The sequence below is a fragment of the Lyticum sinuosum genome, assembly GCF_034471385.1.
Taxonomy (GTDB): Bacteria; Pseudomonadota; Alphaproteobacteria; order Rickettsiales; family Midichloriaceae; genus Lyticum; species Lyticum sinuosum.
This window is the reverse complement of the sequence record NZ_JARGYU010000002.1, coordinates 239,591-264,261: the sequence shown is the minus strand read 5'-3', so window position 1 is coordinate 264,261 and position 24,671 is coordinate 239,591. Positions and strand designations below refer to the sequence as shown.

At 23.2% G+C, this 24,671-nt stretch carries 19 protein-coding genes; 13 read left to right on the top strand and 6 right to left on the bottom strand.

Going from position 1 to position 24,671, the window contains the following annotated elements:
• Positions 1–4: 4 nt before the first annotated feature.
• On the bottom strand, positions 5–913 hold the full coding sequence (locus Lyticum_RS02915; protein ID WP_322498840.1) for a class I fructose-bisphosphate aldolase: 909 nt from the start codon (positions 911–913) through the stop codon (positions 5–7).
• A 148-nt stretch (positions 914–1,061) separates the two neighbouring features.
• Between Lyticum_RS02915 and Lyticum_RS02910 the strand changes: the two genes are divergently transcribed.
• Positions 1,062–4,592, top strand: a complete 3,531-nt coding sequence (locus Lyticum_RS02910) for a TrbL/VirB6 family protein (protein ID WP_322498839.1) — start codon at positions 1,062–1,064, stop codon at positions 4,590–4,592.
• 189 nt (positions 4,593–4,781) lie between these two features.
• Here the strand turns inward: Lyticum_RS02910 and nth are convergent, their stop codons facing one another.
• Complete coding sequence (gene nth, locus Lyticum_RS02905) at positions 4,782–5,453, bottom strand: endonuclease III (protein WP_322498838.1); 672 nt, start codon at positions 5,451–5,453, stop codon at positions 4,782–4,784.
• Between the two features lie 209 nt (positions 5,454–5,662).
• Here nth and dnaQ point away from each other — a divergent pair, with 209 nt between their 5' ends.
• The 3 genes from dnaQ (at position 5,663) to Lyticum_RS02890 (ending at position 9,645) form a co-directional block, all read left to right on the top strand.
• Positions 5,663–6,370 (top strand): DNA polymerase III subunit epsilon, encoded by a 708-nt coding sequence (dnaQ, locus tag Lyticum_RS02900; protein WP_322498906.1) that lies wholly within the window; start codon positions 5,663–5,665, stop codon positions 6,368–6,370.
• Between the two features lie 53 nt (positions 6,371–6,423).
• Entirely contained in the window at positions 6,424–7,791 is a 1,368-nt protein-coding gene (locus Lyticum_RS02895; protein WP_322498837.1) for a sigma-54-dependent transcriptional regulator, read from the top strand.
• A gap of 177 nt (positions 7,792–7,968) precedes the next feature.
• Positions 7,969–9,645: a sulfatase-like hydrolase/transferase gene (locus tag Lyticum_RS02890; protein WP_322498836.1), complete on the top strand. Its 1,677-nt coding sequence runs from the start codon at positions 7,969–7,971 to the stop codon at positions 9,643–9,645.
• Positions 9,646–9,730: 85 nt separating this feature from the next.
• Here the strand turns inward: Lyticum_RS02890 and Lyticum_RS02885 are convergent, their stop codons facing one another.
• From Lyticum_RS02885 to tolQ, 3 genes are all read right to left on the bottom strand, one after another.
• The gene (locus Lyticum_RS02885; protein ID WP_322498835.1) at positions 9,731–10,795 is read right to left on the bottom strand and encodes a hypothetical protein; all 1,065 of its coding nucleotides are present in this window, start codon (positions 10,793–10,795) and stop codon (positions 9,731–9,733) included.
• 31 nt (positions 10,796–10,826) lie between these two features.
• The gene (locus Lyticum_RS02880) at positions 10,827–11,294 is read right to left on the bottom strand and encodes an ExbD/TolR family protein (protein WP_322498834.1); all 468 of its coding nucleotides are present in this window, start codon (positions 11,292–11,294) and stop codon (positions 10,827–10,829) included.
• 77 nt (positions 11,295–11,371) lie between these two features.
• Positions 11,372–12,304, bottom strand: a complete 933-nt coding sequence (gene tolQ / locus Lyticum_RS02875; protein ID WP_322498833.1) for a protein TolQ — start codon at positions 12,302–12,304, stop codon at positions 11,372–11,374.
• Between the two features lie 214 nt (positions 12,305–12,518).
• Between tolQ and Lyticum_RS02870 the strand changes: the two genes are divergently transcribed.
• The 4 genes from Lyticum_RS02870 to Lyticum_RS02855 all read left to right on the top strand — a co-directional run bounded on the left by Lyticum_RS02870 (position 12,519) and on the right by Lyticum_RS02855 (position 17,311).
• Positions 12,519–13,520: a hypothetical protein gene (locus Lyticum_RS02870; RefSeq protein WP_322498832.1), complete on the top strand. Its 1,002-nt coding sequence runs from the start codon at positions 12,519–12,521 to the stop codon at positions 13,518–13,520.
• A gap of 424 nt (positions 13,521–13,944) precedes the next feature.
• Positions 13,945–14,610 (top strand): hypothetical protein, encoded by a 666-nt coding sequence (locus Lyticum_RS02865; RefSeq protein WP_322498831.1) that lies wholly within the window; start codon positions 13,945–13,947, stop codon positions 14,608–14,610.
• Positions 14,611–14,772: 162 nt separating this feature from the next.
• Complete coding sequence (locus Lyticum_RS02860; protein ID WP_322498830.1) at positions 14,773–15,924, top strand: cysteine desulfurase family protein; 1,152 nt, start codon at positions 14,773–14,775, stop codon at positions 15,922–15,924.
• A gap of 175 nt (positions 15,925–16,099) precedes the next feature.
• Positions 16,100–17,311: an IscS subfamily cysteine desulfurase gene (locus Lyticum_RS02855; RefSeq protein ID WP_322498829.1), complete on the top strand. Its 1,212-nt coding sequence runs from the start codon at positions 16,100–16,102 to the stop codon at positions 17,309–17,311.
• 279 nt (positions 17,312–17,590) lie between these two features.
• Here Lyticum_RS02855 and Lyticum_RS02850 read toward each other — a convergent pair whose 3' ends face one another.
• Positions 17,591–18,130: a CarD family transcriptional regulator gene (locus Lyticum_RS02850; RefSeq protein ID WP_322498828.1), complete on the bottom strand. Its 540-nt coding sequence runs from the start codon at positions 18,128–18,130 to the stop codon at positions 17,591–17,593.
• Positions 18,131–18,673: 543 nt separating this feature from the next.
• On the opposite strand from Lyticum_RS02850, the gene udk reads away from it, so the two are divergent.
• From udk to Lyticum_RS02825, 5 genes are all read left to right on the top strand, one after another.
• Positions 18,674–19,309: a uridine kinase gene (udk, locus tag Lyticum_RS02845; RefSeq protein ID WP_322498827.1), complete on the top strand. Its 636-nt coding sequence runs from the start codon at positions 18,674–18,676 to the stop codon at positions 19,307–19,309.
• A 197-nt stretch (positions 19,310–19,506) separates the two neighbouring features.
• On the top strand, positions 19,507–20,739 hold the full coding sequence (locus Lyticum_RS02840; RefSeq protein ID WP_322498826.1) for a NupC/NupG family nucleoside CNT transporter: 1,233 nt from the start codon (positions 19,507–19,509) through the stop codon (positions 20,737–20,739).
• Positions 20,740–20,913: 174 nt separating this feature from the next.
• Positions 20,914–21,360, top strand: coding sequence for a hypothetical protein (locus Lyticum_RS02835; protein ID WP_322498825.1), 447 nt, complete (start codon positions 20,914–20,916; stop codon positions 21,358–21,360).
• A 209-nt stretch (positions 21,361–21,569) separates the two neighbouring features.
• Positions 21,570–22,487, top strand: coding sequence for a tol-pal system YbgF family protein (locus Lyticum_RS02830; RefSeq protein WP_322498824.1), 918 nt, complete (start codon positions 21,570–21,572; stop codon positions 22,485–22,487).
• 67 nt (positions 22,488–22,554) lie between these two features.
• Positions 22,555–24,522 (top strand): SurA N-terminal domain-containing protein, encoded by a 1,968-nt coding sequence (locus Lyticum_RS02825; protein WP_322498823.1) that lies wholly within the window; start codon positions 22,555–22,557, stop codon positions 24,520–24,522.
• The last annotated feature ends 149 nt before the right edge of the window (positions 24,523–24,671 follow it).

The following is a 24,671-nucleotide window of genomic DNA, read 5'->3' as shown; positions in this document are numbered from 1 at the left end:
TATTTTATATATTTTTTTCTTTATATATATTATTAATTCCGTTAAGCATTTCTAAAGCTTCATTATATGAGCGTTGAAATACATTTCTCCCAATCATTGACCCATTTCCTCCTCCTATTTTTATCGCATTTATTTCTTTATAAAGAATATCTAAATTTTTACTATTTCCACCAGAAAAAAGAACCATTTTTTTTCCAACAAAAGCTGATTGAATTATTTTTTCAATACGATCAGAAATATTATCAAGATTTGGTATAATATTATTTAATCCATTAATATTATCAGGAATTTTAATTTTTATAATATGTGCGCCAAGTAAAGCTGCAATATGTACAGCATAACAAGAAATATCTAAAGCTGTATTCATATTAGGTCTAATTCCCTCACCACGTGGATAAGACCATATAATTACTAATAATCCAAATTTTTTTGCTTGTGCAATTATTTCACGTATTTCCCTAATACTTGAATCGAATTTATTGGATCCAGGATATATTGTCAAACCAATGCCTATACATCCTAGCCTTAATGCATCTTCAACTGATGCTGTGATTGCTTGATGAGGTGAAGTGTCAGAACTTTTTAGCATATTATTGCTATTTATTTTAAGAATAAGAGGAATCATACCAGCGTAATCACGAGCTATATTTTCTATCATTCCAAGAGGTGCAGCATATGCACTAAGTCCAGCTTCTATAGCTAATTTTACATGATACTCTGGGTCATAACCTAATGGATTATTTGAAAAACTTTTTTCTGGTCCATGCTCAAATCCTTGATCTACTGGTAAAATTACAAGATATCCAGTTTTAGATAATTTTCCATGATTTAATAATCTATAAGCATTTGCAGTACAAGCTGGGACATCACTTTGTAAACTTGATAAAAATTTATTGATAAGATTGTTTTTCATTGTTAGCATTAATATTTATTAGAATATTATATTTATTAATATAAGTTGTATAGTTACTTTTTATGTATCAATGTTATGTTATATTAACATTACTTTATTATTAATCCTAATATTATCAAAATCATAATTATAATATTTTTAATTTAAAATGGTTAATATACTAAAATTTAACCTAAATAAAATAATTATTTGCTGTATAATTAGTATTATTGGTATTTTTATTGTTAGTACTAATCTTAGTAGTGAGGTTTTAAGTGTTTACAGAGAATGTTATTTTAATTATGAAGGTATGTTCAGTACTTCTAAAGAAGAAGATGCAAATATAACTACAATAAATATAGGACAAAATATCGACTGTAAAGGAGATTGTGAGTCTAAATGTAAACTAAACTTATTACAAGGAATCAACAGAAACTTAAATAGTGATCAGATCGAAAATCTCAATCCTTTAATAAAAAGTACATTTATTGGATGTATGTCTTCATGCATGAAGGGAGAAAATTATATAGGTCCTGCTATCATGTCTGTAGAAGTAACACCATCTTCTGGTATCAAAGGTCAAAATACAGTTCAACTTCAAAAAAATGGGATCTCAGGTATAAAAAATAAATATTATTATTATGGACCATTAAAACAAATAGAAGGTTGTAAAAGATCAGCGAAAGATATACCAACAATTACAGATTATGGGTCAATAAGAGGAGAAAAAACTATAACGGTTAAAATAGATTTTTCTAAAAAAAATACGGTATATAAATGCGGGAGAAAAAGTCGTATTATGACTCCTACATACCCAAATCTTTCTGGATTTACACCTGAAGTTATGACATCTTACAATGCATCCTATAATATGGAGAAGTATAATAAAGCTAAAAATTCTATAAAACCAGAGAATAATATAAATATTATAGATCCTTATTTTAATTATCCAGAGATGACGTTTGGTATACTAAAAAAAAAGCAACTAAAACGTTATAATTCATCCGGAGAACCTAGAGACGCTGTATATGTACATTCTGATCTAATTGATAAAATTATAGCTAATTCATTTGATGATAAATTAAAACCATCTCTTGAGTGGTGTTTGGATAGAGATTTTAATAATTGTATGAGCAATAGCAGTAAAAATAATAGTCCTAAACTTTCACATCCTTGCTATTCTGTATTATCATCAAATGAATGGAAAACCGTTTCATCAAGAATGCTTACAGAATGCAAAACAAATCCGAAAGGATATCCTATTGGTAATTGTAGATTAAGAGAATTATTAAGTGGAGATAAAGATATTAATAATATTAACAAAAATCCAAATTGTTATCCAGAATGGCATATATATAATGAAAATCCTGTTTATACAGGCATTGATGTCAAAAATGGTGATAAATTATCAATTAGTTGGTATGGAAATATATTTGTTAATATATCTAGTTATATTGATAGCAATGTATTATCTCAATATAAAAATAACATAAATGATACTAATGATGTAAAAACTATTAGAAATAATATAGGATTACCATATTTTGAAAATGATTATGATAAAAGTATTTATCCAATATATGTTGATATAAAATCTAATTTAGTTGCAATGGGAAGAGATTATTTCTCTTCTCTTGATCTTAGAAAGGATTTAATTAATTCTCTTGAAGATCATGCGGGACTTGGTAACTCTTTAAACTTTGCACAACAAATGTTTAGAAGAATACTTCAATTGAGCACTTCAATAGGTGATATAAGTTATGCTCTTGAAAATGAAGGTAATATTTATGTAGAGAGTGATTCTTTAAATATTTATATGTCAATTCATGAAGATGATCCTATATATAGAATATGTAAATCATTAAATTTAAAAACTAAATTAAAGAAATGGAATGGATTAGATGGATATCTTTATCCTTCTGGTTCTTCTCCTATATCTCAGGAGGATGACGAGGATAAAGATAATAATATAGATATCACTACAGATGAAAGTAATCATAAAAATAAACTTGAAAATAACTATTACTGCAATGATATACGTGATCCAGGTTTAGTAAGAGTATCATATTCTGGTATATTATCGGGAATTCCAAATGAAAGAACTCCTTTTAGTATTAAGCCTTCTGTTTTTGATACTGATAATTTTTTAGCTGGTGGATTTGAAGTAGAAATATATTGGGAAAGTTCTTCAGTTAATGTTAGAAGCGTTAATATACAATATGCTATTCTTAAAAAAGGGCAAAATAAAGATCATGTTACTTGGAACAGTCTTAATACTTTTAATATAAATAATTTTATGTTTAGTAATACTGTTATTTCACATGATGGTAGTGATGCAAATTTATTATTTAGAATAGATCCTAATTCTATTAATTATTCAAATGAGGGAACATGTACAATAAATGATCAATCTGGTGAATATACTTTAGAAGTACAGACTTTATCTGAAAAAAATAGTATTTTATATAATATGATTAAGCATGTTCTTCAAACTCTTTATGGTAAAAACGCTTGTGTGGTTGGAGAATCTATGTCAGAAAATGCTGTAGTTCCAAGAGTTTATTCTGCTACTATAGAGCAAATTGCAAAATATGTTAAACCATTACTTGTAATATTTATCATGGTAACGGTAATTTCTTTTGTTATGGGAATTGTTAGTTTTAACCAGAAAGAGTTTCTAATGTTATGTATAAAGTTTTCATTTGTTGTAGCAATGACTACTGTTGCTTCTAGTTGGGAATTATTTGGTGAAAAAATTGCCAATCTTACTGTTTGTGGTAGCATTGATCTTGCAGCAAAATATACACCATCAATATCTGTTACAGAAAATATTGTCACTTTAGAAAAACAAGAAGATCCTTTAAAAATATTTAATGAATTATCAAAAGAATTCTCATTATTACTGAGCAAATTAGTATGGACAAAGATATTTGCACTTGTAGCAAATGGATTATCATGTTTTGCATTAGCAATAGTAATTATATACAGTCTAATAAAGATGCTTATTTTAGCTATTAAAGTTGCATTAATGTATTTAATGTCACTGATCAATATGAGTATATTAGTTATTATAATGCCACTTGTATCAGTATTCATGCTATTCAAAACAACAAGACATATATTTGATGCGACTGTGAAGTATGCAATTATGTTTACAATACTTCCAGCAGCAATATTTTGTGTTTTTAGTATTTTTAATTTAGTTATTCTTCAGTTAATAATAGCAACTTTTAATTATACAGTATGTAAAGTATGTTTAATATCTTTGACAGATATAAGCCCAATATTGAAAGTCTTTGGTTTAGATAGAGAATATTTTTGTCTTTGCCATGGAGCAAAATTCTTATTTGATTTTCACACATCAGAAAATGCAGAATCATTTACTTTATATGTTCCAACTGGTATAGCAAGTGCTGCAATTGCCTTATTATCTATGATGTATGTTGCAAATGCATTTCTTGATAATATATCTAGTATGTTATATAGAATGATTGGTGTTGGAGCAGCTCAAGCTGGTGATGGTGCAAGTGGAGTTCAAGGAGCAGCAGATAGTATAATGAGAACAACTCTTATTAATCCAAAAAATATGAATCCTATTCAAGGAGGCGGGGCTATTTTCCAGAATATTATGGCTAAAACAAAAACAGGAGCTTCTTATATTAACAAAAAACTTTATGAGAGAAAAGTTCGCAGAAAATAAAATGAATGTAAAATTCTTTAATGTAAAATGAATATAAAATATTAATCCTATTCAAGGGGGGCTATTTTCCAGAATATTATGGCTAAAACAAAAACAGGAGCTTCTTATATTAACAAAAAACTTTATGAGAGAAAAGTTCGCAGAAAATAAAATGAATGTAAAATTCTTTAATGTAATATTTTTTAATTATTAATTAATAAAAATACTATTGTAATAGTTACATAATTTTCTTATTGGACATTTTTCACAAAGAGGTTTTCTTGCTTTACATATGTATCTTCCATGTAATACAAGCCAGTGATGTACTTTATTCAGCCATTTTTTAGGTATAATCGATTCAAGTGCTATTTCAGTTGCAATAGGAGTTTTTGTAGAACATAGTCCTATTCTATTACTTGTTCTAAATACATGAGTATCTACTGCAATTACTGATTCTCCAAATATTACGTTTAATATAACTTTAGCTGATTTAGTTCCAATTCCTGGTAGAGAAAGTAAATCTTTAATATTATTTGGTACTTCGCTTTTAAAATTTTCTATTAACATATGAGATGTTACGATAATATTATTAGCCTTATTATTATATAAACCTAAAAATTTTATATAATTTTTTAAATTTTCTTTTCCAAGATCTATCATTTCCTCAGGAGTAGCTATTTTTTCAAATAATTGATCTGTTATTTTATTTACTTGTATATCTGTTGATCTCGCTGAGAGAATAACAGAAACTAGTAATTGATATGGTGTTTTATATTTTAACTCAATTCTAGGATTTATTTCAATTTCGTTGAATATCGAAAATATAGTGTCAATTTCTTTTATAGATTTTTTTGATAAATTATTTTTTTGTTCGATTTTCATAAAATTTTAAAAAATGTTTTCAGTATTATTTTTTTATTATTATAATTTATTAATATATTTTTTTATAATATTTGTTGTTATGTATATCTTCTTAATGATGATTTATAAAAAACTTATTTGAAATAGACAAATTCATAAACATAACTATTATAAATATAAAAATATTTATTTAAGATATAAATATTAAATTAATAATCAAATTAATAATAATTTCAATGATTAGAAAAATAGCACTTGATACAGAAACGACAGGTCTTGATATTAATCAGGGACATAGAATTATTTCAATAGGATGTGTTGAAATTATAAATGGAATGAAAACAGGATCAACAATACATTTAATGTTAAATCCTGGTCGTCCATCAGATCCAGGAGCAATAGCTGTTCATGGTATAAAAGACGAATTTTTGTTAAATAAACCAAAATTCGAAGAAGTAGCTCATGATTTTCTTTCTTTTATTGGAGATGATATATTAATCATTCATAATGCTCAATTTGATTTAAAATTTCTACGTAATGAGTTAAAAATTAGTGGAATAATTGGCCTTGAGAAAAATCATATTATAGATACTCTTTTACTTTCTAGAGAGAGATACCCTGGATCACCAGCTAGTTTAGATGCATTATGTAAAAAATTTAATATTGATAATAGTGAGAGAACACTACATGGAGCTCTGATTGACGCTGAATTATTAGCAAGTGTTTATATTGCTATGGTTGGGACTGTTCAATCAGAAATAGATATAAAAGAAAGTTCTAATAATACAATTGATACGCATTTATATTTAAAAAAAATAATATACGATATAAATAATAGATTTTTTAATATTTCTCAAGAAGATTTAAAAAAACATCAAGAATCTGTAAATAAAATTGAAAATTCTATGTGGAAAAAAATCTTGCCTTTTTTATATTAATAAAAATTTAATATATTTTGTTTTAACAAGTTTTTTTTAAAATTATTTATAATATGGCACATATTCTTATAATAGATGATAAAGTTGATATAACTAATTTAGTTGCAGATATACTAGCTGATGATGGTCATATTACAACTGAAGCTCATACTATAGCACAAGCTGAAGGGAAGTTAAAAATAGGTAATTATGATGTAATTATTGTTGATATTTGGTTAGATGATGGTAATAAAATGGATGGAATAGGATTTTTACGTGTGATTCGAAAAAATTATCCTCAAATTCCAATTATCATGATAAGTGGACATGCCACTGCTGAAACAGCAGCTCTAGCTATGAAAATAGGAGCATATGATTTTATGGAAAAACCATTTAAAAGTGATAAAATTTCATTTATAGTAAGAAAAGCTCTTGGGGTAAGAGAAGCGAATGATAATTACACAAAACATAGTGATAATAATATCAAAAATATAATAGTTGGCAAAAATACTTTAATTAATAATGTAAGAGAACAATGTATAAAAATATCGAAAGGTAACTCTAGAGTTATTATTAATGGTGCATTTGGAACAGGAAAAAGGTTAGTTGCTAAAACAATACATAATCTATCATTAAGACAAAATGGACTAAGTAGATTTGTAGAATATCATCCTTATAATAAAACAGAACAACAAATTCAAAACGATATTCAGGGTAATAATAATAATTTAAATATCTTTGAATTAAGTCAACATGGGACTTTAGTCTTTTATGATATTCATAAATTCTCACTTAAAAATCAGGAAATAATATTAGAAAAATTACAAAATAATATATTTAAGACTAAAAAACAAGAAATTGAAATGGATCTTAGAATAATATGTACAACTTCTTTAAAACAGATAGATTTTGATAATTTATTAAAATTTGGTCAATTTAATGAAGATCTTTTTAATAGAATTTCTATTAATAAAATTTTTCTGCCTGAACTTAAAGATATGTTAGAAGATTTTCAATTATTTATAAATCATTTTTTTAGAATTATATCTAAAAATATGATCACTAGAATACCTATTATAAATCAAGAAACTATATCATTAATGCTTTCATATAACTGGCCTGGAAATATGATAGAACTCTTTAATTTATTAAGAGGATTTATTATTGATAGCATAAATAATAATATAGAGAATATATCTGTTTATTATTTGCCCAGAAAGATTTTAGAATTTCATAAAATATCTTCTAATGAAGAAGAAAATCTTTATTTATTATCTCAAAAAGCTTATCGGGAAGCTAAAAAAGCATTTGAACAACAATATATTGCTACGCAGCTTAAAAAATTTAATGGAAGTATTAGTAAAACAGCAAAATTTATAGGTTTAGAAAGAACAGCATTACATCGTAAAATAAAAGATTTAAAAATTTTAGTAAAAAAATGAGGATATAAATTTTCTTCTGGTAATTTTATTGATAAAAGATAATTTAGTGATATATAAAATATTAAGCTTTAATATCATTGTAATCTCTGTATTTAAAGATATTAAATATTTAAAAATACTAAAAACAGTTTTATATTATATTAATTATTTATTTTTTATATATAAAAAATTTATCAAATGAACATACTTCGTAATACATTTATTAATAAATATATACATGCGATTCGCGAAAAAGCAGGTATATCAATACTACCAGCACTAGTTTTTAGTATATTTTTTTATATTCCAATAATATTATTCTCAATAAAATGTAATAACTGTGATTCAATTATTGATATTTTAAAAATAATAATAGAATTTTGTATTTTATTTTTTAATATATTTTTTTTGTACTTTATTATTGCATGGAATAACTTACTTTATCACGTTATTATATGTGTAACATATGCTTGTGGTGGATTATCTACATATTTCTTAATAAATTATAAAATAATTTTAGATTATGATATAATAGAAAATTGGTATTATAATGGAGTAACAAGTATTTCAAATTTAATTTATACAGGACAGTCAATAATTATATCAATAATGTTTATTATTATAGCTATATTTATAACACGTAAATCTAGAGATCTTTATCATTCTAATAGAGAGATATATTTTTCTTACTATTTTAAAAAATCAAAATCATTTGATTTTATAAATATTGTTGCAAATATATTATGTATTTTTTGGTTTTTACCTATGAATGATAAAATATCAACGCAATATGTTCCATTTAATATTATAAAATATGGTTTTAATAGTATATATGAATCAAATAGAAATTATTTTTTAAGTAAAATAGATATAAGTAAACATTATCAATTTATTTTTCACAAAACTAATCAACAAATTACAATAATACTAGTAATAGGAAATTCTCTAGTATCAAACGCAATGAGTATAAATAATCCAGATATAGTAAATAATACACCTCTTTTAAAAAAACTTGATAATTTAATTTCATTTACAAATAACTATCTTCCTTATAATAACAATAATCTTGCTTTTTCAAGTGTTATGTTTCGTCGTCTTTTTTTTGGAAAAGAACCTGACAAATATCATGAAACTAGTATTATTTCAGTAATGAAAAGTATTGGGTTTAAAACTACGGTTTTAAGTTCTTACCCAAAAGATGTGCATCATAAATTCTCAGATATATTTTTAGAAGCTGATGTACTAATTTATAAAAATGATATCGAAAATAAAATCTCTAAGCAAGATAAATATTGCAATGATCATAATTTAATAGAATTACTGAGAAAAGTAATTAATAAAAATGACAATAATTTTATTATTTTACATACAGTAGGTAATACTTGGCCTTATCATGAAAGATACAGTAAAGATTTAAAAATATTTTCTCCAGATTGTAGTTCCTCTGTTCCAAGTAATTGCTCATTTAGTGAAATAATAAATTCTTATAACAATTCTATATTAAACACTGATAATTTATTATACAATATAATTAATGAGTATAAATCAACCACATCAATATTATTTTTTGTATCAGATCAAGGTCAAGATAATATCTTGAACAATAATAGATATATTTTAAATAATGACAATAATATGCCGTTATTAAAATTTGATGAAAAATATATGTGGATGATTAACAATAATGAAATGATGGTTTGGTTTTCTAAAAAATTTTCTGAAAATTATAAAAATAATACTTACTATATTTTAAACAAAAGACACAAATTAATAACAATCGGTGATATATTTCATAGTATTCTTGGATGTATAGATGTTAAATCAGATATCATAGATCAGAGATTTAATTTGTGTAGTTCTCATGATCATTATTAGTTTTCATAATCATTATATTTACAATAAATAAAAAATTCATAATTTATATAAAAATATAAAATTTTCATTAAATTTCTTAAAAATTTTAGCAATTTGGACAGAAAACTATTTCAATTTCATTCCATAAATCATATTTATCTTGTGGAAGATTTATAAATGGTGCTGCTTTATATACTGCAGATATTGCACTTTGAATAAAAGCTTCATTGTATTTTGGATTTATATTAGAATCATCTGCTAAAACTCTAACATTTAATATATTTGCATTTCTATCTAATTTAATAATAATTCTTGCACTCATCTTTTCATCTCTTGCTCCATTAAAATGTGCTATATTCCATGAATTATTAATCTTATCAGCAATAATTGATATCTCTCTTATTAATTGTTCATTTTGATATTCTCCATCGTTTCCACTTGATTGTGATTTGTTATCATTGTTTATACTACTATCATCAATTTCACGATTATCATCAATATTTTTTAATAATTCACTAATATCTTTTTTATTAGTAACATTTTTTGTTTTATTAAATATAGATTCCGATTTATTATGTTTTTTTACATGATTATCTTTTGTTTTCTCCAATTTTTTATTATTTGATAATTTTTTATCATCTAGTTTTTTGCTAAAAATGCTATTTTCTTTTATTTTATTATCATTTTTAGTTTTATTATTAATAATATTTTCTTTTTTTATATTTTTATTATTATTCTTACTGATATTTTTATTATTTAATAAATTATTTTTATTAATTTGATTTTCTTTATGACTACTATTATTTTCTTTATTTATTAGATCATTTTTTTTAGGTATCTCTTTGATAGAATTATTATCTATATTTTTATCTATATCTATATTTTTTTCTACAATATCTTGATTTTTGTTTTTTATTACAGTCTCTAGTATTTTTTTATCTTCTTTTTCTTTAGTATTAAAATTAATATTATCATTATTATCTTTCAATAACTTTTTTTTACTAATTGTTGTGATTTTTGCAATAGATAAATTATTACCCTTAGATCCTTTATTGCCAATTGTGATTGATTTTTCATTATAAAATCGTGATATTCCCCAAAAAGATAAAATAAAAATTATTAAATGTAAAATAATAGATAAAGTAATAGATAAAAAACGTGATTTTTGCATATTATCTCTAAATAGTAATGTTTTTTATACATTATTTATCATTATTTTCAGTAACAAGAGAAACATTATCTATACCAGCGCCTTTGATTTGACCAAAAATTTTCATAACATATCCATAACTGATATTTTCATCTCCCATAATAAAGATTTTTATTTTATTAATTTCTTTATTACTATTAATATTAGATGAATTGTTATTTGAATTTTTAATTTTTATTAATTCACTTACTAACTTATTTTCCTCAACAATAATATCACGTAAGTAAATTTTATTATCTTTTGTTAAAGAAATAATAATAGGATCATCATTAATATCTTCAAGATTATCCATATTACTTCTTGGTAAATCAACTTCTACTCCAGCAATCATCATTGGAGTTGTTATCATAAATATTACTAGTAATACTAGCATTACATCTATAAAAGGAGTAACATTTATTTCACTATTTAATTTTATATTTCTTCCTTTTTTATTATGATTATTAATTCCAAATCCCATATAAATATAAAAATGAATGAAAAATTTAATAATTAATAGATTTCAATAATAAAATTTGAATTTGTAATAAATATATATTAATCAAGATCTCTTAACATTATATTAATTAATTCTATTTTAAATTCTTCAATTTTCACTTCAATTTCTTGAATATCAGCATTAAACTTGTTGTAAAATATTCCAGCTGGAATAGCAGCAACTAAACCAAACGCTGTTGCTAAAAGTGCTTCTGCCATACCAGGTGCAATATTAGCAATTGTTACATGTTTACTTGATGCAATACTTGGAAATGTTGTCATTATACCCCATACTGTTCCAAATAAGCCTATAAACGGAGAAATAGATCCTATTATTGCAAGAATCGGAAGTCCTTGTTGAAGGGATTGCACAGATCTATTAAAAGAAATGGTCATTGAATTATCTAAGCGTTCTCTGATATTTTTTGCCTGTTTATTTTCATTTTTTATATTAAACTCTTCCATAGCAGCAATTAATATATTAGCAGTAGGAGATCTATTTTTTGAAGAAATACATTTTCTAAAAATAACATCTAAAGATTGTCCAGACCAAAATAATTTTTCAAAAACTTTTATCTTTTTTTTTGTATTTAATAATGAAATAATTTTATCAAAAATAATTGACCAACCATAAATAGATGATAATAAAAGAATTATCATAACACTTTTAACTACAAAATCTGCTTGTAAAAAAAGACTTAAGGCTGATAATTTATTTTTAGAATCGTTTTTATTAAAAGTAGTATTTAAATTATCATTATTTAAATTATCATTATTTAAACTTACAGAATCTGCTGGAGTATCATCAATTATTTTTTTATTCTGATGTGTAGATGCAATATTGCTGTTATTATTATGATTATTTTTATAATCATCGTTATAATATGAATCTATAGCAAAAGTTGTATTGATTTTTAGTGTTATAAAACATATTAAAATAATTAATATATTAATATTTTTAAAGCAAAAAAGTATATTAAAAATTTGATTCATGTAGAATTTTTTAATTTTAAATAGCTTGATATATTAAGTTTTATATAGAATATTAATCTAAATTACTATAATTTTATATACAAATTAGTTATTTTAATAAGTATTAGAATTGTGATTATTATTATTAATAATAATTAAAATTAACAAATCATTTAAAGATTAGTAATCTTTCTAAATTATTTTTTTATTTAATATTTTATATTATATTTTTTATATGTTCTTAAGATTTCAAATTAGTTTTTTCATTATAGTATTTTATTTAATAAGTTTATTAAATAATTTACAACTTTCAGCAGAAGATTTTAATATTTTAAATGATAATTTCATTGTAGCAAAAGTAGATGATGAAATTATAACTAAATTTGATTTTATTTCTCGTCAGAAAATAATAAATACAATGATGCAACATAGTTCAAATACACCTTTAAATATTTTAGATGCATTAATTGATGAAAAAATAGCTGAAATAGAATCTAAGAAATTCGGACTTACTGTATCTAATTCTATGATAGATAATGCTATAATGCAAATTTCTTCAAATATAAATAATGGCAGTGAAATTAATAATGTATTACAAAATAATCATTTATTAAATGAGCTTCGTAAAGTAATCAAGGGACAATTAATGATCAGAAATCTTATTGATTTTTATATAGATAATCAGGTATTCATCACAGATACAGAAAAAAAAGATAAAGATATATTTGTAGAACATATGTTAAATTTATCTTTAGAAAAAAATAATACTATTAATAATTCTGGTTCATTAAAAATTTATGCTATTGAATCAAATCCTCAAAATATTAATTATATATCTGATATATATATAAAATCTTTAGAATTTAATAAAGATTTTGATTTTATTTTATCAGAAATTAAAAAAAATAATATTAAAATTGAAAATTACTATAATATTGGTTGGGTTAATGTTTCTGATATAAATATTAATCAAAAAGATGTTATAGAAAAAGCTATAATAAATAATAGAACTATTTGTGATCCTATAAAAATTAAAGAAGATTTATTTTTAATTATTTTTATTATTGATTCAAAAGATATATCAATGAAAAAAATTACTATTTCTGATAAAGAAAAAAATACATTAAAAAATAATATTTTATTTGAAGAAATATCAAAAAAAGAAATCGAAAAATGGATAGATATTATTAGAAATAATCATTATGTTGAATTATATAATGATTCATTAAATAGTTAAAAATATAAGGTTAAAAAATATAAAAAATCTATTTTATAATAAAATATATCTATTATATTAATAATAGATTTTTAATTATATTATTATGATTTAATATTTATCACTTTAATATCCATATAAATGGATATTTTTTTCTTTATACCAATAAAAATTTTTTAAAATTTTAAAATTATTCTACGATATTCATAAGAAATAATTCGTATAAAGGATTTATTAAACTTATTATATTACAAATATATTAATAATTAAATACTACTTTAAGTAAAAACAATTAAAAGATGTATTTAATTATTAAAAATAACTAATTATATTACATTTTTATAATATTTTTTTTTAATTTTCCCTTCCAGCAAGTATAATCTAATCTTAGATTTGTTTGGGTAATAATATTTTAACAATATTTTAATATTTACTACCCACTTGTATGACAAGACAATTAAAAAAAATTAATTCTATTGATGCATTTAAATTAAAAAAAAATTTATCAATTATATCACCAGTTAATGATAATTTTTTTCATGAACAAAAAGAAAGCATAGTTCTCAATAAGAATCATTTAAATGATCCTAGATTATCTAAAGATAAAAGAAATTCTATTATAGAAAAAAGTAATGTTAGAGCACTATGGCGTAGTGTGATAACACAAGCTCTTATGGATGCTGCAAGCAATTCTCATAAAAAATCAGAAAAAATTAATAAAATTTATGCATTGAAATGGTTAAAAGGAAACAACACAGAATTTATATCTGTTTGTCAGATGGCAGATTTAGATCCTAAATATGTTAAAATCAAAGTAGAATCAGCTTTATCTCGCGGATGTAAATGGAGGAATGATATAAGAAGATCAGGAGAATCTATATCTTTTAGTGATACTAGTATTCATAATCTAGAGCGTCAATCTATAGTTAAAAAAAGAGATAATATAAAAAAAATTAATGATAATTCTTTTTCTAAAGTTACAAAAATTATTAAAAAAACAATAAAACCAAGAGTATTAAATAATACTTATAAGTCTAAAGACTATAAATATAATAATTCTAATTATAATAATATAGATTTTAAAATAAATAAAAAAAAGGCGTTAATATAATTTAATAAATAATTTTATTAGTATATTTATGTTAATATTATAAATTTTCTGAAAAAGTATTATTTTTATATATTATATTATTTTATTGATTATATTTATAATTAAGTTATAGCATATAACCTAATTCTATCTAAATATATAAAAGTAATATTATTAATTAATATGAAAACAATATATTGCGATCATAACGCAACTACTACATTACATAATCATGTGTCTGATGCCATGATTACTTTAATAAAAAAGAATATGCCATATAATTCATCCTCAATACATAAATATGGTCAAGAAGCTAAAAATATTATAGAAGAAGCACGTAAATATATTAAAAAATCTTTTGGTGCAATTAGTTATAATGATAATAAAAATATCTCTGTAATATTTTGTGCTACAGGAACAGAAGCTAATAATTTAGCTTTAAAAGGCAAAAACTGGAAAGAAATAATTATATCTTCTATAGAACATTCATCAGTTGCTAAATGTAGAAAAGATAGCATAATATTAAATGTTGATTCAGACGGCATTGTAAATATTAATCAATTAGAAGAAATTTTATATAATATTTATAATAATATAGAGAAAAATGAGAAATTTTTAGTATCGATAAGCCTGGCAAATGGTGAAATTGGAATAATTCAGAAAATTCAAACTATCGCAAAATTAACCCATAAATATAATGGAGTAATACATACAGATGCAAGTCAAGCTTTTGGAAAAATACCAGTTAATTTTTTTGATTTAGGTGTTGATATGATGACAATTTCTGGTCATAAATTTGGTGGACCAATTGGCTCAGCTGCTTTAGTTTTACAGAATTCTATTAGTTTATATCCCATAATTGATGGTGGTGGACAAGAAATGGGAATGAGATCAGGAACTCTAAATATTATTTCTATTCATGGATTAGGAGTTGCATGCTCAATTATTAATGAAATAAATAATAATTGGAGTAATGTTGAGTTACAAAGAAATAAATTAGAAGATTTATTTAATATTGATAAAAAGAATTTGTTACATAAACCTATTAATTCTGAAATAAAAAGACTACCTAATACTATATCTGTACGTATTCCTGGTATCAAATCAGATGTACAGGTTGCATACTTTGATAGATATAATATATGTGTTAGTTCTGGACCTGCTTGCTCTTCCGGTACTATTAAAAAAACATCAAGTGTTTATTTATCTCTAGGATATGAAAATACTGCTTCTGAAGAGTTCATAAGAATCAGTCTTGGTCCTGGAATTTCTAATGAAGATTTGTATAAAATCAATGATGTTTGGCAGAGTTTAAAAAATAAATATGTAAAATAATAATTTTATATGCTAATTTATTTCTACAAATTCTATAAAAATCTTTAAGTTATATAAGAAATATTAAGTATCAGAAAAAAAATAATATACTAAATAAACTATAAGATATATTATGGATATTTTAGTTATAAATCATAAAAATATAATAATAAAATATAATAATTAATATAAAAACATGCGTAATATATATTTCGATTATTTAGCTTCTACACCTGTAGATTCAAGAGTGCTAGATAAAATGATTCCATTTTTTAGCGAAAAATATGGTAATCCTCACTCTAGAACACATATTTATGGTTGGGAAGCTGAAAAAGCTATAGAGGAAGCTAGAGATAAAATAGCAAATCTTATCAATGCACACTCTTCAGAAATTATATTTACTTCAGGAGCAACAGAATCCAATAATTTAGCAATTAAAGGTAGTGCTTATTTTTACAAAAATTATGGAAAAAAACATATTATAACATTAAAAACAGAACATAAATGTGTTCTAGATTCATGTCGATATCTTAAAGAAGATGGATTTGATATTACTTATTTAGGAGTTGATAAAAATGGAATAGTTGATTTAAATGAACTAGAGAAAACTATCCGCCCTGATACGCTCTTAATTTCAATTATGACAATTAATAATGAAATTGGAGTAATTCAGCCTGTAGCTGAAATTGGAGAAATTTGCAGGAAACATAATGTTTTTTTTCATACAGATGCGGCTCAGGCTTTTGGCAAAATTCCACTTGATGTGAAAAAAATGAAAATTGATATGATGAGTATATCTGGACATAAAATTTATGCACCAAAAGGCATAGGAGTACTTTATGTTAATAAAAATCCAAGAGTAAAATTAAAATCTTTAATTAGTGGTGGTGGGCAAGAAAGAGGTATGAGATCTGGGACCTTACCTACACCTCTTATTGTTGGTTTAGGTGAAGCTGCTGAGATAGCTAAATCAGAAATGAATTTGGATTATCAAAAAATTTCTACTTTTTATCATAAAATAACTAATTTTTTATTAACAATTCCAGATGTATTTATAAATGGTAGCAGAATTGAAAATCAATATTATCCTGGATGTATTAATGCAAGTTTTGCTTATATTGAAGGAGAATCTATGATTGCTAGTCTAAAAGGAATAGCGATATCATCAGGTTCTGCTTGTACATCAGCTTCGCTAGAGCCATCATATGTACTACATGCTCTTGGAATAGATGAAGATTTAGCTCACACATCAATAAGATTCAGTATTGGAAAATTTACAACAGAAGATGATGTGAATTACTTAATTGATTTAATAAACATATCTGTAATACGCTTACGTGATATGAGTCCATTATGGGAAATGGTGCAAAATGGAATAGATATAAAAAGTATAAAATGGGTACATTAATTATGATAATTATAATGTATACATAGATAAAAATTATTTTTATTATACTATTTTGTTGTCAAATCCTAAATTATTAATGAACGATAAAAAAAATATCAGGAAATATATACATTATATACTACTATTAAAACAGTACTAATTTAATATATTTTTTGAAAGTATTAGAAATTATATTTCTATTAAACCTGTTAAACGAAAACTTTATTTTATAAATTAATACTTTTAATACTTATTAAAAATTAAAATAAGCACAGTTTTTACTTTATTATATAAAATTTTCTAACTATAGTTTAAAGTTGAAATAATTTTTTGCAGTGCTTCATCTTTAGTAACTTTTTTTAATATTGAGTATTCTTGAACAAAACGAAGCATTGCAGTATCATATATTTGTTTTTCACTATATGAATGGTCTTCCCCATCTGGTTTATAGAGATCTCTAATAACTTCTGCTAATAATATTAATGATCCAGAATGAATCATTGATTCATATTTCCTAGCGCGTTTACTCCACATTATTCTACCACGTTGATTTTTACTTGATCTGATTTTATTGCTTAATATTTTGAATGCAAATTCAACATCAGATTCACTAGATAAAGAACGTAGTCCTACTTTAGCAGTCCTGTTCTTAGGAATACGCAATGTTACTCTATCATGTGAAAAAGATATAACATAAACAGTCATATCAACTCCTGCAACAGATTGATTCTCTTCAGAGATAATAATTCCAACTCCATGCATAGGATAAACAACATTATCTCCTACTTGGAAGTTTACTTCATTAACATCGGTTGGTTGAGATATTTTTTGAGTAAACATACTAATACTAATTATATATAATTTATTTTTATGTTACTAATAAAGTTAACATATTAAATTGAGTAATAAACTTAATTAAAAATTAATTTTTTATTACCGTAGAAAACAATGCAGTCATCCTAACATAATATTAAATTAATGTAAAGAATTTTAGAGAAAAATTTATCATCATTTTTGATATTATTTTTATATTAATTTAAATAAGTAATTAGTATCTAATAAAATTTTTGCAAAAAATGATATTTTTTGTAAATAATTTAGAATAAAAATATACAAATAAGCAATATTATTATTATCTAAAGATATGGTAATTATTAAAATTTTATTAAAAACTAAGTTTATTAAAAAATTATTATTTTTATTAAAATTTATACTATGTGAATTACACAATGTGTGTAAATTCTATCTCTGTAAATATATTTTCTAAGTTTTTAATATTAATATTCTCATTTTTAATATTTTTTATCTTATATATTTATGTTGCAATAATAAAAAATATGTGCTAGCAGTTCTTAGAACTTAATCATTTATTAAATACAGTAAATGACTATTAAAAAAAATTTAGTTGTTGTAGGCATAGCAGGGGCTTCTGGTTCTGGTAAAAGTTCCCTTGCTAATGCAATTATGAAAGATATACCAGAAGTTGTTATTATACCTCAAGATAATTATTACTTTGATCTTTCATATGTTCCTTTTATGGAAAGAAGGTTAAGGAACTTTGACCATCCTAGAAGTATCGATAATGAACTTCTTGTACAACATATTAAAGATCTCAAAATGGGGAAAACTATATTTATGCCACAATATGATCATAAAACTTGTACGAGACATGCTAGTGGTATTGAAATATCAAAATGTAAAGTTATTGTAATTGAAGGGATTATGGTACTTTCAGACAAGAACCTACGTAAAATGCTTGATATAAAAATATTTGTTGATACACCATTGGACTTATGCCTAAGTCGGAGATTACAAAGAGACGTTGTAGAAAGAGGATTAAAAATTGAAGATGGAATCAAAATGTATAATACTAAAACAAGACCAATGTTCATGAAGTTTGTTAAAACATCTAGAAAATATGCACACTTCCTTATACCAAAAGGTGGAAGAAACAAAGTTGCAATAGATATTGTTCGTAATATGTTGATTAAATTAGTTGATGAAAATAATGTTTTTTAATTTTTAGTTTTAATTAATTTTCTTTAATTTTTATTAAAAAATAATATTAGTGCCAATTTTAATACATCAATTAAAATAATTAAAAATATTGAGTACTAAAATACTATTCTTTATTACTATTCTTACATTTATTTAGTACTCTTACATTTATTTCATACGAATTAATCTCATAATTAAGTTTAAATTTTTTAATTGAAATGCCACAGTATCTACACACAATATTATCGTATATAGTTTTTATATCAATTGCAATTTTGATGAGTACTAATAAAAAAGCAATAAAGAAAACTGATCTAGTTATTGGTATTATATGTCAATTCTTTTTTGCTATAATAGTTATAAAAATACCATCTGTAGTCAATGCACTTACTTGCGTTAATGATACATTAAAATCTATATCTGATTCTGCTATTAAAGGAACATCGGTGGTTTTTGGAGGATTAGCAAAGACAGAAGCTTCTGGTCAGCTTGGTTTTATAATGGCATTACAAAGTCTTCCTGTTCTTATAGTTTTATCAGCTCTTAGTTCTGTTTTAATTTATATCAAGGTTTTACCATTTTTTATAAATATATTATCAAATATATTTCAAAAAACACTTCGTATAGGAGGAACATTAGGAGTTGCAATATCAACTAATATTTTTGCTGGATTAGCTGAAACACCTTTGATTATTACACCATATCTAAAACGTCTTACAAAAAACGAATTATTTACACTGATTACATGTGGAATGGCTGGATTAGCTAGCTCTGTTATGGTTCTTATTGATATTATAATACGACCTATTATTCCTAATGCGATGGTTCATACATTATCTTCTGTTTTAATTGGAATTCCTATGGTTGTCACAATTTCCAAAATTATTATTCCAGAATCATCAAATAATCTTACAGGTGCAAATGATATGGAACTTAAAGAAGGTGATACATTAATTGAATCTGTCTTTACTGGTATTATGAATGGTGCAAAAGTTCTTGTTACTATAGTTGCAATGCTTATAGGTTTTATATCTCTTATTGATATAGCTAATAAAATTTTAGATTATCTTCCATATATAAATAATAAACCTATTTCAATTCAAATGATTTTAGGTTTTTTAATGGCCCCAATAAGCTGGATTATAGGAGTAGAAAGCTCTGATATTATTAATGCTAGTAGTATTATAGGGACTAAAATAGTATTTAATGAGATATTAGCAACACAAGAATTTTTGACATTGGGATCAAGTATTTCACATAAAACACAAATTATAGTTATGTATGTTATATCTGGTTTTGCAAACTTTGGTAGTGTAGGATTAGCTATAGGAGTTTACAGTATGCTAGTTCCAGAAAGACGTGATGAAGTTTTAAAAATAGGTATGAAATCTCTAGTTGCAGGAAATTTAGTAAATTTTATAAATGCATCACTAGTAGCTTTATTTATATAAAATATAATTCCTACAAAATTTATAATACTTAATAATTTAATAATATAATTTATAACTTGATTAACCTTAAATATTTTTACATTATTAATAATTATATTGATATCAATATATTATTTTATTTTGTATTGTAAGTACTAAATAAGTATAAATCATATATTTATAACATGTGTTTTTATGGATGAACTAATGATAATGATATCAATTTTTATAGTAGTTATCTTAATATTATTCTTATTAGTATATATATTATATCTAAAAAAAGAAATAAAAAAAAATAATAAAACAGAACAACAAATAGAAATTATTGAGCAAAAACAACTAGATCTAAAACAAAAAATTGTTTGTATACGTTGTTTAGATGAAATATGCTTTATTTTTTATGGGGATGGACGTCCTCTTCTAATTCATAAAACTTCATTTAATCATTTTTATTCGAAAAATATTGAAGATTTTGAGAGTATTATTAAAAATGATAACCAATATCAAATTAATAATGATAACTCTGAAGACATAAATTATAAAGAATATAAAAATTATCTAAATAATAAATCTTCATTATCTCTGAAATCACATATATCAAATAATGTACAAGATAATTGTGATACAAATAATAAATCATAGTTTTTATGTTATCTTGATTAATCTAAAAACAATAATCATCATAAATGTAGAGTTCTCTCAAACTGTTTTACAAATAATTACTAAAAAATAATTTTATTATTTTATTATAAAAATAACAAATCTAAAATAATGTTGATTTTGCATAGATAATTTCTTATATCTAGATTTATAATATATATAAACTTTCCAACAGATCATACTAATTTATCATGAAATCAAATAATCCTGCTTTTTATAAAGTAATCTTACATATATTAATTTTTTTTAGTTTTGTATTTATAAAATTATTTAATACATCTTTTTTTTTAAAAAAAACTGAACTGTTTGCTTTAGAAACACATGAAAATCAGCAAGATTTGGTTAGTATTTTAACAAAAATGCAAAAGCAGCTCGATATTATCGAGCAAAATACTAAAAAACAAGGGGAAGAAATAGAAAAAATAAAAATTACTCAGAAAAAAAACAATCAATTGACTAATAAAAAAGAAATAAATGAAAAAACAAAAAATATCTCTTCAGTTGATAAAAAAAAGAATACTCAGAGTAATCAAGAAGAAATACTAAATTCTAACAAAAATTTAGAGATACCAAAGAAGCAAAGTAAACAAAATTCATCTGAAAATGAAATAGATATTAGTAAATCTCCACAATATCTTGAAAGTAGATCATCAAGTAGTGATTCTCCTCAATCTATTGATCAATTTAAAAATAAAATAAGTAAACAAGATAAAGCTGATGGTTTTGAAGAATATCAACAGGCATATGATATGCTTCGTTATGCAAATAGTACCAATAAAGATTTCTCTTTATCTTTTGATGCTATGGAAAAATTTGTAAATAAATATCCGAATCATCCTATGGCTGGTAATGCTTATTATTGGATAGGTGAAATATATTTTTATAATAAACAATATGAAAAAGCAGCAGTTCAATACCTTAAAGGTTATAGCTCACCAAGAGGAGAAAGATCAATTTTTAATTTATTAGGATTAGCAAGATCATACTTAAAAATTGGGAAAAAGGAAGATGTCTGTTCAACAATAATGCATATGCAAAAAGAATATCCTAATGCTGATAATGTTATAAAAAAAGAAGCTAGAGATCTTATAAATGAAGCTGGTTGCTAATTGTATATCATTTCTTTTATCATTTCTTTATTATTTGTAAATAAATTACTAGATTAAGTAAATATATATGTTAAATGCTAAAATTATTATTCCAATTGCAACTGCTATTATTTTTATAATGATAAGTATTGCTGGATATAATTCTTCACAAAAAGTAGGTAATAATGATAATAGTTGGTTGGTTAAAATTGGAAATAAAGAATATACATTATTAGATTATCAAGAATTTTATAATGATTTAAAAAATAACTCTTCTTTACCAAATAATTTAGACTTAAAGTCTTACGCTTTTGATAAATTAGTTGATGCAGCATTAATTGAAAAAGAAGCTGAAGAAATAGGTTTAGTTATAAGTGATAATATTATAAAAGAAGAATTACAAAAAATTTCTTCATTTCATGATGAAAATGGAAAATTTGATAAAAAAAAATTTAAAGGAACTTTAAAAAGAAATGGTATTAGTGAAAACAAATTTATAGAAAAAATGGAGCGTTTTTATTTGCGTAAACAACTTATGCAAATTTTTACTCTTAATCGTGGAGTTATATATCCAAGTATAATTCGTATTCTTAATTCAATAATATATGATCAAAGAAAAGCAAAATTAATTACAATAGATGAATTAGACATTCAAGATAATATTATTGCTTCTCAAGAAGAAATAAATAAATATTTTTCTGAAAATGAACAAATTTTTACTATTCCTGAAACAAGAGAGATAGAATATGTATTATTAACAACTGATTCTTTAGAAGATTCTGTAAAAATTCAAGATATTAACGATGATGAAGTTGTAATGGAGTATAAAAAACAAGAAAAATATCTTGAAATACCAGAAAGAAGAGATATAGAACAACTAATATGTACAGATAAAAAAGTTGTTGATATGGCGTATAATGCTATTTTATCTGGAAAAAAATTCGATGATGTTAGAAATAAATATGAAACACCATACGAATATACACGTAGTCTAAAAAAAATATCTCCAAACGATTATTTTAATAAAATTTTAACTGAAATTTTATTTTCTCTTAAAGAAGGTGATATATCGCGCCCATATCAAACTTCTCTAGGATGGCATATATTTTATATCAATAAAATATATCCTACCCAAAAAAGAGAATTTTTTGAAGTAAAAGATTATCTTATTAATGAAATTGTATTTAATAAAAATCAAGAAAAATTAAAAATTCTAACAGAAAAAATTGATTCTGATATCAAAAAAAAGATTTCTTTTGAAGAAATATGTAATAAATTTAAAATAAAATCACACAATGTACATGTGCAAATGAGATATAATAAAGATTATACTATTAATAATAATGAAGATGAAAATAAAAAATTTGATAATGTACCAAAAGTTATACAGAATTTAGCATTTAATACAAAATTATTAGATATATCAGAATTAGAAGTAATTAATGATAAAGAAATAAAATCTATAAGGGTTTTGTCTAATGATATATCAAAAACTAAAAAAGATGATAATAATTCAGATCTTCAAAAAGAATCTATTGGATATGTTTTACTAAAAGTTAATAAAATTATTCCTAAAAGATTAGTAAGACCTTCAGATAAAAAATTAGAAAAACTACTGTTAGATCAAAAGAAATATAATCTCTTAACAAATCTTGCAAATTCAATACATTCGACAGCTGATATTAATGATCAATCAGATTCTAATATTAGAAAAGATTTTTTTAACTCATTAAAAAAGTTAGTTAATAAACCAACTGATATTAATATATCTCGGATTCAACCTATGCCAAAGAATATAGATTTAGAATTATTAGGAGAGATATTTGATTTAGAGCCAGGAAAATCAACAAAACTTTATTTTAATAATGAAAGAAAACAATATCATTTTGCAATTCTAGAAGATATTAATTATCCAAATAATAATGAAGTAATTAATTCAGATTATGAAAAACAACTCACAGAATTCTATTTTGATATTATAAATGATGAATATTTACAATATTTACATAAAAAATATAAACCTAAATTAAATAAAAGCCTCATTTATAATAACTAATAAATATTCTAATAAATGATTTTAACAAAATGTTAAATTGAGTTGTTATTGGAGTTATTATTGTTTTTTATTCTATTTTATGCAATAATTAAACTGATTGATAAGTTCAAATTAATTAGTATTTTTAAATTAAATTAAAATTAATTTTT